Raw genomic sequence first — 18,607 nt, forward strand, 5'->3', positions numbered from 1 at the left:
ACGAACTCTTTTTATCCAATCAGAGTTCTTTCCCACTCCCTTTTTTACAATTTCTTTTTCAATTCGGCCACTGCCGTCATGACTTCCATGGGAGTCATATTGTAGAGATCCAGATTCTTCAATTCTGTGATCACCGTATTTTCTGTCTCCTCCTCAAAGAGGGACATTTGTTCAGCAACCTGCGAAGACACTTCCTTTTTAGGAGTTGCATCCGCAAGCGGTACTTGCTGGGCTTGTCCTTCGAGCTTGGTCAAAATTGCATCCGCCCGCTTCAGTAACTCTTCTGGCAAACCAGCGATCTTAGCCACGTGAATCCCATAGGACTTATCTGCTGGGCCGGGTTCAATCTTGTGCAAGAAGGTAACCTGACCATCTCGCTCCAAGGTCGCAACATGAACATTTTCCAAACGGGACAAGGTCTCTGAGAGAGCCGTCAACTCATGGTAATGGGTCGCAAACAAGGTTTTGGCTCTGGTCCGATCATGGATATATTCGATGATGGACTGGGCGAGAGCCATCCCATCATAGGTCGCCGTTCCCCGTCCCAACTCATCAAATAAAATCAAGGACTGGGGCGTTGCCTTGCAAATGGCGTGATTGGCTTCCATCATTTCCACCATGAAGGTAGACTGACCCGATACCAGGTCATCAGCAGCTCCGATCCGGGTATAAATCGCATCAAAGATTGGCAACTCGGCCTTTTGCGCTGGTACATAGGATCCAATTTGGGCAAGAATCACAATGATCGCCAATTGGCGCATATAGGTAGACTTCCCGCTCATATTTGGCCCCGTAATCAGCTGAATATCCCGTTCTTCATCCATAAAGATGCTATTAGGAATATAGGATTGGGCTCCCATCACTTTCTCAACAACCGGATGACGACCTTTGTCGATCGCGATTCGCCGTTCTTCATGAAAGAGAGGACGATTCAACTGTTGCGACTCGGCGACACTGGCTAAACTCTGTAAAACATCAACCGTCGCAATCGCCTGAGCTAACTGTTGCAGACGTTGGATATACTTGCCAACTTCTTCACGAATCCGCATAAAAATCGTATATTCCAGATTAGCAGACTTCTCACGCGCCTCTAGCATATCTCCTTCAATGCGTGCCAATTCCTCCGTACCAAAGCGTTCTGAATTTTTCAAGGTCGCCTTGCGGAAAAAGTGAGCAGGAACGTGACTCAATTGAGAATTGGTGACATGGAAATAATAGCCATCCTTCTTGTTGTAATCGATCTTTAGACCTGTAATGCCGCTGGCTTCGCGCTCCTTGGCCTCAATCTCAGCAATCCAACCAGTACCATCCCGGAGAACAAGACGGTACTGGTCCAATTGGTCGTCAAACCCAGTTCGGATAATATTTCCCTCTGTAATAACAGCAGACGCTTCCGGAGCAATAGCTGAGGTAATCAAGCGGTGCAACTCGGGAAGTTCATCCAAGCGTGCAATCAAGACATCTAAGACCGGATCACCAATCCCCAGTAGAATCGACTTGATCGTCGGCACATGACCCAGAGTATCTCCTAGCTGCAAGAGATCCTTAGGATTGATCTTACCAAAGGAAACCCGACTCGCTAAGCGTTCAATGTCATAGACCCCTTTGAGGCTGTCGGTCAAATCGCTCCGTTCAAAGAAATGATCCATAAAGACCTGAATGATGTCCTGGCGCTCTCGAATCCGTTTCAAATCGACTAAGGGTTTCTGAATCCAGGAGCGCAACAAACGACCTCCCATGGCCGTCTTGGTTTCATCCAAATACCAATACAAGCTACCATGCTTCTTCCCAGTCCGAGCATTCTCTGTCAAATCAAGACTAGCCTTGGTCGCAAAGTCCATCTGCAAGAAATCGCAAATCTCATAATGATGGGCTTTTTTGAGGTGGCTCAATTCCCGCATTTGTGTCTGGTAGACATACTGGAGAAGTTTTCCAGCCGTTTTCTTTTCGAGCTCACTCAACTGATCCCCTAAGAGTTGAACATCGTCGAGCGCCGTCTCTACATGTGACAGCAAGAGATTCATCTGGCTCACAAACACACGCTCTTCCTGTTCTGGCAACTCATAACCCAGGACCACCTCACGCGCACGTAAATTGCGGATTTCTCCACAAACCATGCTAAAGTCATTGAGGGTCGTCACCTGAAACTCTCCTGTCACCAGATCCATATAGGCTAGCCCATAATCATTTCCTGAACGATCCAAAGCAACCAGGAAGTTGTTCTCACTATCTGGCTTGGTCGAATCCACCACTGTACCCGGCGTAATCACCTGTACGACTTCCCGCTTAACGACCCCCTTAGCTTCTTTGGGATCTTCCATTTGTTCTGCAATCGCGACCTTATAGCCCTGTTCAATGAGAACATCAATATACTGCTGAGCTGAGTGGTAGGGAACACCTGCCATGGGAATTGGATTCTCTGCATTTTTATTCCGTGATGTTAAGGAAATCTCTAAAATTTGAGCTGCATTCACTGCATCTTCATAAAATAATTCGTAAAAATCTCCCATTCGAAACAGCAAAAAGGCATCCGGATAGTCTTTTTTGATATCTAGATACTGCTGCATTCCAGGAGATATTTTCTCTACTGCCATACTTCTTTATTCCTTACTCTTGCATCATTTTCTGACGCAAGCTCCATAGATGAAAACAGGAGTAGATAGCTCACTATCTTCCTCCTTTTGACATCTCTCTTTCTCTCCAACGGGGCTTGACTACTGCATCATCCCTAAAATTTCATTTTGAATTTCAATGGCTGCATCTTGGTCTCGACAAACAATCAAGAGGGTATTGGCCCCTGCTACTGTTCCCAAAATACGCTCATCTGACATTTCATCTACACCATTGGCCAAGAGAGCTGCTTCTCCTAGCTCTGTCCGCAAGACCAAGGTGAATTCTGCTCGTGAGACCGACTTGGCATGGCTGGACAACATAATATAAATCTCTGCCACCTCAGGCTCATTGGGCAAAATATAATACAACTGGTCTTTTCGTTTCACCTTGACTAGACCCAGATCGCGCAAATCTCGTGACAGAGTTGTTTGCGTTACAGCAATTCCTTTTGCTTCTAATCGATCCTGGATCTCTTTTTGAGTCGACAATTTTTCATTTCGAATCATTTGTTGAATCAAAAGGTGACGTTCTGTCTTTTTCATTGGACCTCCACTTTTGAATAAATATACTTTAAATTATACCAAAAAAATTGAAAATTCGCTCAGAATTGTGTTAAAATAATAGTTAAAAGGACTAAGGAGCTAATATGAACAATAAAGAACTCATTGCTAGTGAATTGGCCAAAGTGATTGACTCTCTTGACCAAGATGCTATTTTAAACTTGCTTGAACAACCAAAATCATCTGATCTTGGTGACATTGCTTTTCCAGCCTTCTCACTTGCAAAAGTGGAACGCAAGGCTCCTCAAGCAATCGCTGCAGATATTGCTGAAAAAATCGACCAAAGCGCCTTCGAAAAAGTTGTTGCAACTGGACCTTACGTGAACTTCTTCTTAGACAAATCTAAGATCTCTGATCAGGTAATCAAATCCGTCATCGAAGCAGGGGCAGACTACGGTCAACAAGACGAAGGTCATGGCCAAAACATTACCATCGACCTTTCAAGTCCAAATATCGCAAAACCATTCTCAGTTGGTCACTTGCGTTCAACCGTTATTGGGGATGCTCTTTCAAACATCTTCCGCAAAATGGGCTACAACACAATTAAAATCAACCACTTGGGGGACTGGGGTAAACAGTTCGGTCTCTTGATGGTGGCCTACAAAAAATGGGGTAGCAAGGAAGCTGTCGAAGCCAACCCAATCGATGAATTGCTAAAACTTTACGTTCGGATCAACGCTGAAATCGAAAACGATCCTGAGCTTGATGATGAAGGACGTCTCTGGTTCAAGAAACTGGAAGATGGAGATCCAGAAGCGACTGAGTTGTGGCAATGGTTCCGTGACGAAAGCTTGGTAGAATTCAACCGTATCTACAAACTCCTCGGTGTTGAATTTGACAGCTTAAACGGAGAAGCTTTCTACAATGACAAGATGGATGAAGCTGTCCAAATCCTTGAAGACAAAGGCTTGTTGAAAGAGTCTAAGGGTGCTAGCATCGTTGAGTTGGATGATGTGAACCTTCCACCAGCTATGATTAAGAAATCAGACGGTGCCACTCTTTACATCACGCGTGATATCGCAACCGCTATCTACCGTGCACGGACTTACAACTTTGTGAAAAACATCTATGCTGTAGGGCAAGAACAATCCAACCACTTCCGTCAGTTGAAAGCTGTTCTGAAGAAAATGGGATTTGACTGGAGCGACGATATGGTTCACGTTGACTTTGGTTTGGTGACAAAAAACCGCCAAAAATTGTCAACTCGTAAAGGAAATATCATCCTTCTCGAACCAACTCTTCAAGAAGCCATCTCTCGTGCCAAAGCTCAGATCGAAGAAAAGAATCCTGAATTGGAAAACAAGGAAGAAGTGGCACATGCAGTCGGTGTTGGTGCGGTTAAATTCTACGACTTGAAGACAGACCGCCGCAACGGGTATGACTTTGACCTCGAAGCCATGGTATCCTTCGAAGGAGAAACTGGACCTTACGTTCAATACGCTTACGCTCGTATCCAATCCATCCTTCGCAAAGCCAACTTCACACCATCTACAGATGCGACATACAGCTTGAGCGACCCAGAAAGCTGGGAGATCATCAAGCTTCTCCAAGACTTCTCTCGTGTTGTCAAACGTGCCGCTGAAAACTATGATCCATCCTTGATCGCAAAATATGCTATCAACTTGGCTCAAGCCTTCAACAAATACTATGCACACACTCGTATCTTGGATGAAAGCCCAGAACGCGAAAGCCGTCTTGCTCTTAGCTATTCAACTGCAGTAGTCTTAAAAGAAGCCCTTCGCTTACTTGGTGTCGATGCACCTGAGAAAATGTAATTTCTTATCTAATGATTGATAAGTAGAACATCTCTTATGGGAGTGAGAGGAGAAACTAAATGCGATTCAATTTAGTTCTTTCTCACTCCTTTTCTCATGTCCATTGCCCTTCATTCTCTACATTTTCAGATCCTTTATATACAGGAGTAATCTATGAATCAAACCGTTTACATCTTAATCCTCATCAGTTTAGTGGTTCTCTTTTTATTTAACAAGTACGAAAGAGAAAAACTACAACGGCTCTTACAAGAGCAACTCTTGAAAGATCAAGCTTTCAAAGATAGCATCAAGGAAAAAATCCAAGAGACCGACAATATCAACGATGTCATCCATACCATCAATAAAGACTATCGATTAGGGCTCTTACTTGCTAAAGAAATCACTGAAAAATTAAAATAAAGCGTAAAAGAGAGAGTGGGACAGAAATCGGTAATTCGTTAGAATTCGATTTCGTCGTCCCACCTCCGCACAGTTGAGTAGGGCTGTAAAAGCTGATGAAATCAGCGTAGTAGAGCCCACTCAACCACTGCATCTTGCTCGACAATCCAAAAACAATTAAGAGGCTAGGACTTTTGTCCCAGCCTCTCTTTGTTTTAAAGATGGTACAAATCTTCTACAATGGCGGCTACTTTTTTAATATCTCCCAACATCCCCCGCATTTCAAAATCGGCTAACATGGGGAAACCAAAGCGCTGGCTGTATTGCTTAGCGGTTAAACAATATTGATTGTTAAAATTCCGATTGCCTGATCCAACCACTCCTAAGCACTTACTGGCATTGTCTCCATAAGCAATAAAATCCGCAACATCTGTCGTCAAAATTTCCACATCGCCATTGTCAACACCATTTCCACCCTCCAAATAGGTTGGCAAAAAAGTGATAAAAGGATTGGTCATTTCAAAGAAGGGTTGGCCCTCTTTGACCAGGTCTTTCACATGAACTTTCTCAATTTCAAGTCCGGGATGGGCTTCCAGCAAATAGTCACTTAAGCGGCGGACAAAACTCTCTGTATTTCCACTCAGACTAATATAAACAAAGGATACTTTCATCTTTTTTCTCCAATCAAGAAGCTCTCTTATCCTTTAAGAGAGCTCTATTCAAACTGATCTATTATGCCGTAGCTTGAGCTTTTCTCAAACGCAAGGTTTTATACAAAACAATTCCAAGGAAGAGAAGAGTCAAAGCAGTCAAGAGCAACAAAGCGAACAATGAAGATGCCAGATATCGTTGACGAAGTGCTGGGCTTGAAAAACTAGCCAATAGCGGACGCCCTGCAAAATAATTATAGCAAGAGAAGGCTTGACTTAACAAAATCTGCCCCATATAAGTATAATGGGCTGTTAACAGATCCTGCTTCATAAAGAGAAAATAGAAAGTTGCCAGTAAGGCAATCAGAATCAGGGAAACAAATAAAAAGGCTAGTGGAGACTGATTGAGTTGGGCTGATTTCTCATAATACGCCACGTAGTCAGCCTTGTCTTGAGCCGTTGTTAAACCAAGTTGGTTTGCGAAATTCTCTGTCAATTCAAAGCTCTTTGAAGCTCCAAAGGTTGAGACAGCTGATGTTAGTGTTCCAACCGTAGAGAAAAATAACAGGATGTAAAGATAGATAGGTTTCTTTTTCATACAAACTCCTTTTCATTTCTTACAACCTATTATATCGCGATACAGATAGAAAGGCAAGCGCCTCAAAACCGTGGAAGCACTTGCCTGATCACTGATACGTTCAAATGAAATTCATTTGGAAAATAATGTGTGCAAAAGATGAAAAAGACCAGGGTCTTAAGAACCTTGGTCTAACAAATAGTGATTAGTTTAAGTGCCAAATATCTTCGTTATACTGAGCGATCGTACGGTCAGATGAGAAGAATCCTGCTTTCGCAATGTTAACGATGACTTGATCCAACCATGCATCACGGTCTTCGTAGTCAGCCAACATGCGTTCTTTGGTGACAATATAGTCTTCCAAGTCAAGAAGAGTCATGAACCAGTCTTTGTTGATCAATTCATTGTGAAGACGAGTCAAACGCTCTTTGTTCCCAACTGCAAGAACGGCATCGCTGACGATGAAGTCTACCAATGGTTTGATGGCTTCACGTTCATAGAAGTCTGCTGATTTGTATGCTGATTTAGCGTAAAGATCGATAACCGTTTCTGAATCTTCACCGAAGATATAGATGTTGTCACGTCCAACCAATTCAGCGATTTCCACGTTGGCTCCATCCATCGTACCAAGTGTCAATGCACCATTCAACATGAATTTCATGTTACCAGTACCTGAAGCTTCTTTCGAAGCAAGAGAGATTTGCTCAGAAATATCGCTAGCTGGGATCAAGTAGCTTGCAGCAGTTACGTTGTAGTTTTCTACCATTACAACTTGCAAGTGTGGAGCTACCGCTGGATCGTTTGCAATCACTTCAGACAAGCAAAGGATCAAGTGGATGATATCTTGTGCAATGGTGTAGGCAGGAGCTGCTTTACCACCAAAGAGGACAGTGATTGGGCGAGCAGGGATATTTCCAGCTTTGATGTCCAAGTATTTGTGGATCACATACAAAGCGTTCATTTGTTGACGTTTGTATTCGTGAAGACGTTTGATTTGGGTATCAAAGATAGAATTTGGATTGATTTCCACACCTTGATGGTCTTTCAAGAAACGAGCCAATTTCCGTTTGTTGTGAGACTTGATGTTTTCCAATTTTGCTTTGACTGCATCTTTATCTTCATAAGAAAGAAGGTCTTCCAATTTAGATGCGTCATGGTGCCAGTCACGTCCGAGGATATCATCCAAGTAGTGTGACAAGGTTGGGTTGGCATGCATGAGCCAACGACGGAATGTGATACCGTTTGTTTTGTTGTTGAATTTTTCAGGGTAAATGTCGTAGAAGGCTTTCAACTCAGAATTCTTCAAGATTTCTGTGTGAAGTGCTGCTACCCCGTTTACGCTAAATCCATAGTGGATATCCATGTGCGCCATGTGTACGCGATCATTCTCATCGATGATTTGAACAGCTGGATCTTTGTATTCAGCGCGAACACGGCGGTCCAATTCTTCAATGATTGGAACCAAGTGAGGAACCACTTCTTGCAAGAATTCAAGTGGCCATTTTTCAAGGGCTTCTGCAAGGATTGTGTGGTTAGTGTAAGCCGTCATGCTACGAACGATAGAGATGGCTTCATCCATTCCAATACCACGTTCTGTCAAAAGACGGATCAATTCAGGGATGACCATTGATGGGTGAGTATCGTTGATTTGGACAACAGCATAGTCAGCAAGGTCATGCAAGTTGCTTCCTTTTTCGATGGCTTCGTCGATGATCAATTGTGCACCGTTTGATACCATGAAGTATTGTTGGAAGATACGGAGCAATTCCCCTTGACGGTTACTATCATCTGGGTACAAGAAGAGGGTCAAGTTGCGAGCGATATCTGTCTTGTCAAAGTTAATACCATCTTCAATAATAGATGAATCAACTGAATCCAAGTCGAACAAGCGCAAACGGTTCTTGGTATCGATCTTGTAACCAGGTACGTCGATATCATAAAGGGTAGAAGTCAATGTGAAGTGTGCGAATGGCACTTGGTAGCTACGGCTTGAACGAACGAGCCAGCTTTGGTCAGTCAACCATGCGTTTGGAATCGTTTCTTGTTGGTTGTTTTTAAGGACTTGTTGGAACAAACCAAAGTGGTAGTTCAAACCAACCCCATCCCCTGTCAAACCAAGGCTTGAGATAGAGTCGATAAAGCAGGCTGCCAAACGTCCCAAACCACCGTTACCAAGTGATGGTTCCAATTCCACTTCTTCGACTTCGATCAAGTCTTTACCAGCATCTGACAATTCTTTTTTAACATCGTCGTAAAGACCCAAGTTGATCAAGTTGTTAGACAAGAGTTTACCGATCAAGAACTCAGCTGAGATGTAGTAAACTTTTTTCTTACCAGTATTTAATTTCTTTTGAGCGCTTGCTTGCTTCGTGTAATTTAGCAAGGCAATGTACAATTCTTCATTTGAACATTCAGCAATTGTTTTTTGATGATGATCAATCACATATTTTTGTAATGATTCCATGTTGGGAGTCTCCTTTGTTTCAACAATTTTAATAGGGGGGAAAGATTATTTTTTTGCTTTCTTAACTTCTTTTTTCAAGTCTTTGTTTTCACGACGATAGATCGTAGTGAAATCAAGCAATTCTTGCTCGACAGCTGGAGTCAATTGATCCGCTGTCATTCGCCATGACCAGTTACCACCGAGAGTAGATGGGAAGTTCATCCGAGCTGAGCCATCTAACTCAAGCAAGTCTTGCATCGTAGCAATCGCCATGAAGCTGACGGAAGCAAAGACGGTGCGAAGCATAGCATGCGGTACAGATTCGTACTCTTTCCGGTTGGTATAACGAGCAAGATACTCACGAGTTGGATCGTCGATTTCATTGCGGTACCATCCAAGAACTGTGTTGTTATCATGTGTTCCAGTGTACATCACAGAGTTGTTTGGTGCCAAGTGAGGGCTATCGATACTTTCATCGTCAGGATTGAAGGCGAATTGAAGAATCTTCATCCCTGGGAAACCAGTACGTTCGCGAAGCTCAATAACTTCATCCGTCATAAAGCCAAGGTCCTCAGCGATGATGTTCAAATCACCGAGCTCTTCCTTCACGGCTGCAAAGAGTTTGTAGCCAGGACCTTTGACCCATTTACCTGGTGCTGCAGTTTCAGAACCAGCAGGGATTTCCCAGTATGATTCGAAACCACGGAAGTGGTCGATCCGAACGATGTCATAGATCTTGAAGCTTTCACGCAAGCGTTCAATCCACCATTGGTAGCCATCTTTGTCCATTGCTTCCCAGTCATAGATTGGGTTCCCCCAAAGTTGACCAGTTGCTGAGAACTCATCTGGCGGGCATCCTGCAATGCAAGTTGCTTTTCCGTTTTCATCTGTTTTGAAGAGATGAGGATTAGCCCACATGTCACTTGAATCTTCCGCTACATAGATTGGCATATCTCCCACAATTTCAATGTGGTGGTCGTTGGCATAAGCTTTCAAGGCCAACCATTGTTGGAAAAAGAAGAATTGAGTTACACGATGGTAAGTCAATTTATCAGCCAATTCTTCACGGTATTTAGCCAAAGCTTTTGGCTCACGCGCACGAATAGCTGCATCTGGCCACTCTGTCCAAGCTTTCAAATCAAAGTGTTCTTTAATAGCCATGTATTCTGCGAAGAGCTCCAACCAAGAAGCATTGGCTTCACAAAATTCTTGGAATTCTTTTTGATCACTTGATTTTAAGAAATTCGCAACTGCTTTTTCAAGCAAGGGACGACGTTGTTCGAAAACCTTTGCATAATCCACTTGAGTAGGATCTTGACCAAAGTCCACTCCTTTAAGGTCTGCTTCTGTTAACAAACCTTGCTCGATCAAAAGATCGAAATCAATAAAATGAGTGTTCCCAGCAAAAGCTGAGAAAGATTGGTATGGAGAATCTCCATAACTAGTTGTACCAAGCGGCAAGATTTGCCAGTAACGTTGCTTGGTCCGAACGAGGAAATCAACAAAATCATATGCTGATTGTCCGAATGATCCGATTCCGTATTGTCCAGGAAGGGAAGAAATGTGCATCAAAACACCACTTTGACGTTTTTTCATGGGTTACCACCTCTTTTTATTTCTTTGAAGCCTGCGATTCGGTGCACGGTATGGGTATCGTTGCAGAGTCGTATCCAGCTCTCAAGCGGCTCTACTCTTTGTTAAAATCGAACAGGCGCAACTCAGTTTACGCAATTTTTGCGAAAACGTTTGCGTACCATGTCATTATAAACTTTTTCCATATTTTCTGCAAGGGGTTTCTTAAAAAACTTTATATCTTTTTTAAAAAAGCCCCTTATCACTAGTTTAGTATTTATTATTAGCAATGTCAATGAATTAGCGGTTTTTATAGAAGAAAGTTTAGAATTAAAATATTTTTAAAAAATTTTCTCAAAATCACTTGCAAACGTTTTCGCCTTGTGATATACTTAAGTCGTTTTAGGAAAACGTTTGTCTAAAACGGTTTCTAATTATTATCTTTTTTATTCTTTAGGAGGAATAAATCATGAAACGTACAATTTTACGTAGTGCTGCTGTACTTGGTACAGTTGGTTTTGCCGGATTCTTACTTGCTGCTTGTAGCAATAGCTCATCAGGTTCTTCTGAGGCAAGTAAAGAAATCAACGTCTATGTAGACAAAGGCTACAAATCTTATGTTGAAGAAGCTGCAAAAGCTTTTGAAAAAGAAAATGGCGTAAAAGTTAAAATCAAAACTGGTGATGCCCTTGGTGGATTGGATAACCTTTCTCTTGATAACCAATCTAAAAAAGCTCCAGACGTAATGATGGCTCCATACGACCGTGTAGGTGGTCTTGGTAGCGATGGTCAATTGGCTGAAGTTACATTAAACAAAGATAGCCACACCGATAAAACAACTGAAGCTCTTGTAACAAACGGTGGTAAAGTTTACGGTGCACCTGCTGTCATCGAAACATTGGTTCTCTACTATAACAAAGATCTTGTAAGCGAAGCTCCAAAAACATTTGGTGATCTTGAAAATCTTGCAAAAGATAGCAAGTACGACTTCGCTAGCGAACCTGGTAAAACAACTGCCTTCTTAGCTGACTGGACAAACTTCTACTACACTTACGGTTTACTTTCAGGTAACGGCGGTTATGTATTTGGTAAAGACGGTACAGATCCTAAAGATATTGGATTGAACAACCAAGGTTCTATCGATGGTATCGAATATGCAAAAACTTGGTATGCTAAATGGCCAAAAGGTTTGCAAGATACAAAAGCTGCTGCTAACTTCATCCAAACACAATTCCAAGAAGGTAAAACAGCTGCTATCATCGATGGTCCTTGGAAAGCTGCTTCATTGAAAGAAGCTAAAGTAAACTACGGTGTCGCAACGATTCCAACTCTTCCAAACGGAAAACAATACTCTGCCTTTGGTGGTGGTAAAGCTTGGGTTATCCCTGCAGGTGCGAAAAACCTTGATGGCGCTCAAAAATTCATTGACTTCTTGACAAGTACTGACCAACAAAAAGCTTTGTTTGACAAGACCAATGAAGTTCCTGCCAACACAGAAGCTCGTAAATATGCGGTTAGTAAAAACGATGAATTGACAACTGCCGTTGTTGATCAGTTCAAGAACGCTAAGCCAATGCCAAACATCTCTGAAATGAGTGCTGTTTGGGATCCAGCTGCTACTATGCTTTTCGATGCTGTAAGTGGTAAAAAATCTGCAAAAGCTGCTGCTGACGATGCAGTGAAATTGATTAAAGAAACCATCGAACAAAAATTCGGTAGCAAATAAGACAGTTTTTAGGTTTGAGTAAGAGGTTGGTGACAAAGTCCCAACCTCTTATGTTCAATTATGAACCCTCTACTAGATCACTGTCAAACTTGCCTTCTTGCTCTCTGGCAAGGACATTATAAGGAGATTTGAATGACTACAGAACAAAATCCTAAAAAGGCTATGTGGCTCTCTTTGATCCCGGGTCTTGGGCAAATTTATAACAAACAAAAAACCAAAGGCTATATTTTTCTTGCCGTAACCGTTCTCTTTCTCGTTTACTTCATTGGAATCGGAGCTGGAGAATTAGCGAAATTGGTTACACTTGGAACAGTCCGTGGACAAGATAATTCTCTCTTTATCTTGATTCGTGGCGCCTTCCACTTGATCATCACTGTTGTTTACTTCCTATTTTATGCCTTAAATATTAAGGATGCTGGAACAGTTGCTAAACGCATCAACAACGGGATTGCCGTTCCAAAAACCTTGAAAGAAATGGTTCAAGCCATCTATGAAAATGGCTTCCCATATTTATTGATTATTCCTTCATACATTGCTATGACATTTGCGATTATCTTCCCAGTTTTAGTAACTTTGATGATCGCCTTTACCAACTACGACTTCAAACATACCGCTCCAACAACCTTGCTTGATTGGATCGGGTTCCAAAACTTCACTAATATGTGGACCTTGAGTACCTTCCGCTCAGCCTTTACATCGGTTCTTGGCTGGACCTTGATTTGGGCCCTCGCAGCTTCTACTCTTCAAATCGTACTCGGTATCTTGACCGCTATTGTTGCAAACCAACCATTCGTAAAAGGAAAACGAATCTTTGGGGTTATCTTCTTGCTTCCTTGGGCTGTTCCAGCCTTCATCACTATCCTAACTTTCTCAAATATGTTTAACGATAGTGTCGGTGCTATCAATGCACAAGTTATCCCATTGTTTGCGAAGATCTTCCCATTCTTAGATGGCGTTTTGATTCCTTGGAAAACAGATCCTACCTGGACAAAAATTGCTTTGATTATGATGCAAGGTTGGCTCGGCTTCCCTTACATCTACGTCTTGACTTTAGGGATTCTTCAATCTATTCCAAACGATCTTTACGAAGCTGCTTATATTGATGGTGCCAACGGTTGGCAAAAATTCCGCAGCATCACTTTCCCAATGATTATGGCTGTTGCAGCTCCAACTTTGATCAGTCAATATACCTTCAACTTTAATAACTTCTCCATCATTTACTTGTTTAACGATGGGGGACCTGGTTCTGTCGGAGGAAACGCCGGATCTACAGATATCTTGATCTCATGGATCTACAAGTTGACAACCAATTCTTCTCCTCAATATTCAATGGCTGCAGCGGTAACCTTGATTATCTCTGTGATTGTGATCTCAATCTCTATGGTTGCCTTCAAGAAACTACATGCATTTGATATGGAGGATGTATAAAATGAAAAATTCAGTTCAATTTAAACGCCGCCTCAATCATTTCTTGACTTACCTGTACATGGTGGTTCTTTCAATCGTTATCATTTATCCATTGTTGATTACGGTTCTATCAGCCTTCAAATCAGGGAATGTCAGTGCCTTTACACTTGATTTTAGTGGCAATCTTAGTTTTGATAACTTCTCAAAACTTTTCTCTGAAACCCATTATGGCACTTGGTATATGAACACCTTGGTTATCGCCATTATCACCATGATTGTACAAACAAGTATCGTTACCTTCGCAGGTTACGCATACAGCCGTTACAATTTCTTGGCGCGTAAACAAAGTTTGGTCTTCTTCTTGATTATTCAAATGGTCCCAACCATGGCAGCCCTCACAGCCTTCTTCGTTATGGCTTTGATGCTGAATGCCTTGAACCAACCTTGGTTCTTGATCTTCCTTTATGTTGGTGGTGGTATTCCAATGAATGCCTGGTTGATGAAGGGATACTTTGATACTGTTCCAATTTCCCTCGATGAATCTGCGAAATTGGATGGAGCTGGACACTTCCGTCGCTTCTGGCAAATCGTCCTTCCTCTTGTTCGTCCAATGATTGCCGTTCAAGCACTTTGGGCTTTTATGGGGCCTTTCGGAGACTATATCTTGTCTAAATTCTTGCTTCGTGACGAAGTGAACTATACGGTAGCCGTTGGTCTTCAAACCTTTATCAGTGACCAAAAAAATCAAAAAATCGCCTTCTTTGCAGCCGGTGCTATTTTGATCGCGGTTCCAATCTGTATCTTATTCTTCTTCCTACAAAAGAACTTTGTTTCAGGCTTGACAGCTGGTGGAGATAAAGGATAAAATAAAATCTTATTTCAAGCACATTTTATTTTTAAGTTGAGGGTAGTATGGTGGATGCTTTACTACCCTTCGTTAAGAATAAAATCAATGCAAAGAGATTTCTCTTTGCATTTCTGATACTCTTATATTTAGAAAGGTCATCTTATGCCCTATCCTTTTAATTATTTCGCAAGTATCTTCAATTTCCGCTCTTCTTTTGCAAACCGCAAAAAACTGAGCTGGTTCCAAATGATTTTTACTTCTTTCTTTCTAATCTCTATCACACTATTACCTGTGGCTCTGCAAAATGCTCAACTCAAAACCTATCCTTTGACAACCTTTGTCAGCGATGTGTTTGATCCTTTATCAACAGACGTTATGAAAGATATCCAAGAACACGTCGTGATCAAAGACCAAGAGCTCACCTATACAGGGACTAACCCTGTACACAAGACTTCAAAAGGACAGGTTATCTTAGGCCAAGAGGCAAAGGCTAGTGAAGGCAAGGAGTTAACACTCCATTTTGATCGCAAACAATTGATTATCTCAAAAGAGAATAAAGAACTCGCTACAGTCTCATACCAGGCTATTAATCAAGAGAGCCTTCGGGATAAAAAAAGCTTCACTCAAGCTATCTCTAGCGATTGGTTTCGCGACAATCGACTCCCTGTCAGTCTCTTTCTCGTGATTTTCTCTGGCTTCTTATCGACAGTCAATTATTTGATTCTCATCGTAGGGGCATCTTTCTTCCTCTACTTGACACGAAAATCTCGACTCTTTTCACTACAAACTTTCAAGGAATGTTTCAATTGTATTCTGAATTGCTTGGGACTCCCTATTTTACTGAGTGTCTTCATCAGTTTACTATTCCATCAAGTATTTACTACGACGATCATGATCCAAAATGTCTTATTTGTACTCTATCTTGCTATGGTATTTTATAAGACCCACTTCCGTGATCCAGACTATCACCGCTAGGAGGTTTTCTCATGCGTGTTACCATCAAAGATGTGGCGAAACTCGCTGGCGTCGCGCCTTCAACTGTCACGCGCGTCATCCAAAATAAATCCACGATTAGTGATGAAACAAAAAAACGAGTCCGTGAGGCCATGGTCGAGTTGGACTATCATCCCAATCTTAATGCTCGCAGCCTTGTCAGTCAATCTAGTCAAGTCATTGCTTTAGTCCTTCCAATCGATAGTGACGTTTTTTACCAGAATCCTTTCTTCCCAACTGTTTTAAGAGGGATTACCCAGATCGCTTCAGACAATGATTATGCCATCCAAATCTGTACGGGGCAAAATGAAGAACGTCGGCTCAACAACCTCAAACAACTCATCTACGGAAATCGTGTAGATGGTTTGATTTTCCTTTATTCCAACCCGAATGACCCCCTCGTTGACTTTGCGATCAAAGACAAGTTCCCCTTCCTCATCCTTGGAAAGGCAGCTTCTCCTTTTGTATCGCTAGTGGATAATGATAATATTAAGGCTGCATTTGATGCGACGGATTATTTCATTCAACAAAACTATCGAAAAATTGCTTTTATCGGGGGAAACAAAGAGCTGTTTGTATCCCAAGACCGCTACGAAGGTTATAAAGAAGCTCTCCAAAAAGCAGGGGTTCCTCTCGATGAAAAACTTGTTCATTTTTCATTTGGTTTTATGTTGGAAGATAATTCTTATCAAATGATGGAAAGCCTTCCCCTAGCAGAGTTAGATGCCATCATGACAACCGATATTCTCGTTGCTGAAGGGGTGCGCCAATACCTATTAGAACACCAGCTGACGATCCCGATTATTTCCTTTGATTCGATCAAGCCACGACTCGATATTGAAGCCTATATTGACATCAATGCGGTGGAACTCGGACGTGAATCTGTTCGGACAATTCTACAAATTATCAAGGATCATAAAGAAGGAAAAACCGTTTGCTACCGTCAATTGATTGACCATACCATTACGAAACTTTAGGAGTCTCTATGTCTTCATTTACTGCTTATTTAGATGACCAAGACCTGATTCGTATCCAAAAAGGAGAGGAGCATATCCTTCCTTTTTATTTGGAAACAAACCAAGGTCGTCTTGCCTTAATCCCTGTCAAAACGTCAAGTGGAGCGACTGATACAGGAGACTATTTCTTAAGCCCTATTCCGCTTGAACTTGGAGAAGAGTACACCATCTACGATGCTGCTGGAAATTCTTCTATTCTCCACTATCGTCAAATTGTTCGCAAACCCATTTTTGATCAAACCTTCACCTATCGTGGAGAAGATCTAGGAAGTTTCTACACATCAAGTCAGACGCAATTTAAATTCTGGGCACCGATTTCGCAAAACGTGACCCTTCATATCGAAGATCAGGTCTATCCAATGAATCGTACGGAAAACGGTGTCTGGGAACTCGTACTCAAAGGGGATTGGGAAGGAGCTGCCTACCACTATGAGTTTCGTGTCAATGGCCTAGAACGTCGGATTCACGATCCCTATGCTCTATCCTCTTTGGCGAACTCTGGAGATAGCTTGGTCATCGACCGGAAGAAGATCACACGTCCTATCACGCGTGCCACTCGTCAATTAGACCCGACAGAAGCAATCATCTACGAGATGAGTGTTCGTGATTTCTCTGTCCAAAAAGAGGCTGGCTTTAAACACCCGGGTAAGTTTAAAGGCTTGACAGAGTCGCCCCAACTCAATGGCCAGGTCCTTGGATTTGATTACCTTCAAAAACTGGGCATTACCCATGTACAGTTACTTCCTGTCTACGATTTCGGTAGTGTCGATGAAGAGGATCAATGGAAAGCCTACAACTGGGGCTATGATCCTGTCCAATACAATGTTCCAGAAGGAAGCTATGCGAGCGATCCTAACGATCCTTATGCGCGAATCCTGGAGCTCCAAGACACCATTGACACCTATCATCAGGCCAATCTGAGTGTCATCATGGATGTAGTCTACAATCACGTCTACAAGGCAGATGAATACGCTTTTGAACAGATCGTTCCTGGTTATTTCTACCGCTATAATGCAGAGGGAGAGCGGACCAATGGAACCTTCTGTGGAAATGACGTGGCAAGTGAACGCTCCATGGTGAGACACTATATCAAGCAATCCCTCAAACAATGGGTTTCCCTCTACGACTTTGATGGTTTCCGCTTTGATTTGATGGGAATCCTAGACATTCCAACCATGACAGAAATTGCAGAAGAACTCCGTGAAATCTATCCTAACATCTATCTCTATGGCGAAGGGTGGAAGATGGATACAGGCCTCTCTGAAGAACAGCTCGCTCACCAGTATAACGCTAAACGATTACCGGCCTTTGGCTTTTTCAGTGATAACTTCCGGGATACGGTCAAGAGAACACTTGTAGCCGGTCACCGTCGTGAGAGTCAACATCCCGCAAATGATTTTGCTAACATTCTAACGGCGAATGTCGGGAAGCTAGGGCCTGCTCATTTCACCCAACCTCAACAAGCCATTCAGTACGTCGAATGCCACGACAATGCAACTGTTTTTGATTATTTCAAACTTGAAAAGGAAGAGATTCGTCTAGAAGATCGAAAAGCTCTCTCACGATTAGCACTTCATTTAGTGTTACTAGCTCAAGGAGTGCCGTTTATCCATGCTGGTCAAGAATTTTATCGCACAAAAGGGCTCGAAGACAACACCTATAACTTACCAGATAGTCTCAACCAATTGGACTGGACATCCCTTCCAAAATGCCAAGAAGAAATTGCTTTTCTTGAAGAATTGATTGCTTATCGGAAGTCACAGCCACTCCTTCGTTTGAAAAAAGGGCAAGAGATTCGTGACCACTGTGATGTCAAATGGTTGTCTGATCATCATTTGATCTACACGATTGAGAAAGATCGTGAAAAAATAACGATTCTCGTCAATATCGGCGACCAAGAACAGACCTATCAACATCCGAGCAATAGTCAGCTGCTATTTGCCTATCCTCATGCCAATCTAAAAACGCCTATTCCTAAAGGAAAGGAACTTTCTATATCTGCTCATAGTTGGCTCCTTCTCCACGAAACTGAATCAACAAAATAAGGTCA

The 18,607-nt window shown here is 42.3% G+C and carries 14 protein-coding genes; 8 read left to right on the forward strand and 6 right to left on the reverse strand.

Translation table 11 applies throughout. The features are described from left to right. Nucleotides 1–44 precede the first annotated feature (44 nt). Together mutS and argR are read right to left on the reverse strand one after the other, a co-directional pair. Complete coding sequence (gene mutS, locus O3642_RS05410; RefSeq protein WP_155127418.1) at nucleotides 45–2,594, reverse strand: DNA mismatch repair protein MutS; 2,550 nt, start codon at nucleotides 2,592–2,594, stop codon at nucleotides 45–47. A 120-nt stretch (nucleotides 2,595–2,714) separates the two neighbouring features. Continuing rightward, the gene (gene argR, locus O3642_RS05415) at nucleotides 2,715–3,155 is read right to left on the reverse strand and encodes an arginine repressor (RefSeq protein WP_003009125.1); all 441 of its coding nucleotides are present in this window, start codon (nucleotides 3,153–3,155) and stop codon (nucleotides 2,715–2,717) included. Between the two features lie 104 nt (nucleotides 3,156–3,259). Between argR and argS the strand changes: the two genes are divergently transcribed. Beyond that, the gene (argS, locus tag O3642_RS05420) at nucleotides 3,260–4,948 is read left to right on the forward strand and encodes an arginine--tRNA ligase (protein WP_021154104.1); all 1,689 of its coding nucleotides are present in this window, start codon (nucleotides 3,260–3,262) and stop codon (nucleotides 4,946–4,948) included. A 153-nt stretch (nucleotides 4,949–5,101) separates the two neighbouring features. Further along, complete coding sequence (locus O3642_RS05425) at nucleotides 5,102–5,347, forward strand: hypothetical protein (protein WP_003002110.1); 246 nt, start codon at nucleotides 5,102–5,104, stop codon at nucleotides 5,345–5,347. A 194-nt stretch (nucleotides 5,348–5,541) separates the two neighbouring features. Here the strand turns inward: O3642_RS05425 and nrdI are convergent, their stop codons facing one another. The 4 genes from nrdI to malQ all read right to left on the reverse strand — a co-directional run bounded on the left by nrdI (nucleotide 5,542) and on the right by malQ (nucleotide 10,592). After that, nucleotides 5,542–5,997: a class Ib ribonucleoside-diphosphate reductase assembly flavoprotein NrdI gene (nrdI, locus tag O3642_RS05430; protein WP_045760033.1), complete on the reverse strand. Its 456-nt coding sequence runs from the start codon at nucleotides 5,995–5,997 to the stop codon at nucleotides 5,542–5,544. A 61-nt stretch (nucleotides 5,998–6,058) separates the two neighbouring features. After that, on the reverse strand, nucleotides 6,059–6,574 hold the full coding sequence (locus O3642_RS05435) for a hypothetical protein (RefSeq protein ID WP_003012953.1): 516 nt from the start codon (nucleotides 6,572–6,574) through the stop codon (nucleotides 6,059–6,061). A 184-nt stretch (nucleotides 6,575–6,758) separates the two neighbouring features. Then, nucleotides 6,759–9,017 carry a glycogen/starch/alpha-glucan family phosphorylase gene (gene glgP / locus O3642_RS05440; RefSeq protein WP_003002025.1) on the reverse strand — a complete coding sequence of 753 codons (2,259 nt, stop codon included), beginning with the start codon at nucleotides 9,015–9,017 and terminating at the stop codon, nucleotides 6,759–6,761. A 45-nt stretch (nucleotides 9,018–9,062) separates the two neighbouring features. Beyond that, on the reverse strand, nucleotides 9,063–10,592 hold the full coding sequence (gene malQ, locus O3642_RS05445) for a 4-alpha-glucanotransferase (RefSeq protein WP_070589841.1): 1,530 nt from the start codon (nucleotides 10,590–10,592) through the stop codon (nucleotides 9,063–9,065). Nucleotides 10,593–11,037: 445 nt separating this feature from the next. Between malQ and O3642_RS05450 the strand changes: the two genes are divergently transcribed. From O3642_RS05450 to pulA, 6 genes are all read left to right on the forward strand, one after another. After that, entirely contained in the window at nucleotides 11,038–12,294 is a 1,257-nt protein-coding gene (locus O3642_RS05450) for an extracellular solute-binding protein (protein WP_155127424.1), read from the forward strand. A 132-nt stretch (nucleotides 12,295–12,426) separates the two neighbouring features. Next, nucleotides 12,427–13,722, forward strand: a complete 1,296-nt coding sequence (locus O3642_RS05455) for a sugar ABC transporter permease (protein WP_155127427.1) — start codon at nucleotides 12,427–12,429, stop codon at nucleotides 13,720–13,722. Between the two features lies 1 nt (nucleotide 13,723). After that, complete coding sequence (locus O3642_RS05460; RefSeq protein WP_021154117.1) at nucleotides 13,724–14,566, forward strand: sugar ABC transporter permease; 843 nt, start codon at nucleotides 13,724–13,726, stop codon at nucleotides 14,564–14,566. 144 nt (nucleotides 14,567–14,710) lie between these two features. Then, nucleotides 14,711–15,523, forward strand: a complete 813-nt coding sequence (locus tag O3642_RS05465) for a DUF1189 family protein (RefSeq protein WP_021154118.1) — start codon at nucleotides 14,711–14,713, stop codon at nucleotides 15,521–15,523. A gap of 11 nt (nucleotides 15,524–15,534) precedes the next feature. Further along, nucleotides 15,535–16,518, forward strand: a complete 984-nt coding sequence (locus tag O3642_RS05470) for a LacI family DNA-binding transcriptional regulator (protein ID WP_320911075.1) — start codon at nucleotides 15,535–15,537, stop codon at nucleotides 16,516–16,518. An 8-nt stretch (nucleotides 16,519–16,526) separates the two neighbouring features. Next, entirely contained in the window at nucleotides 16,527–18,602 is a 2,076-nt protein-coding gene (gene pulA / locus O3642_RS05475) for a type I pullulanase (RefSeq protein WP_371605566.1), read from the forward strand. Nucleotides 18,603–18,607 lie beyond the last annotated feature (5 nt).

Origin of the sequence: Streptococcus sp. 27098_8_66, from assembly GCF_041431945.1 — a bacterium.
Taxonomy (GTDB): Bacteria; Bacillota; Bacilli; order Lactobacillales; family Streptococcaceae; genus Streptococcus; species Streptococcus dentalis.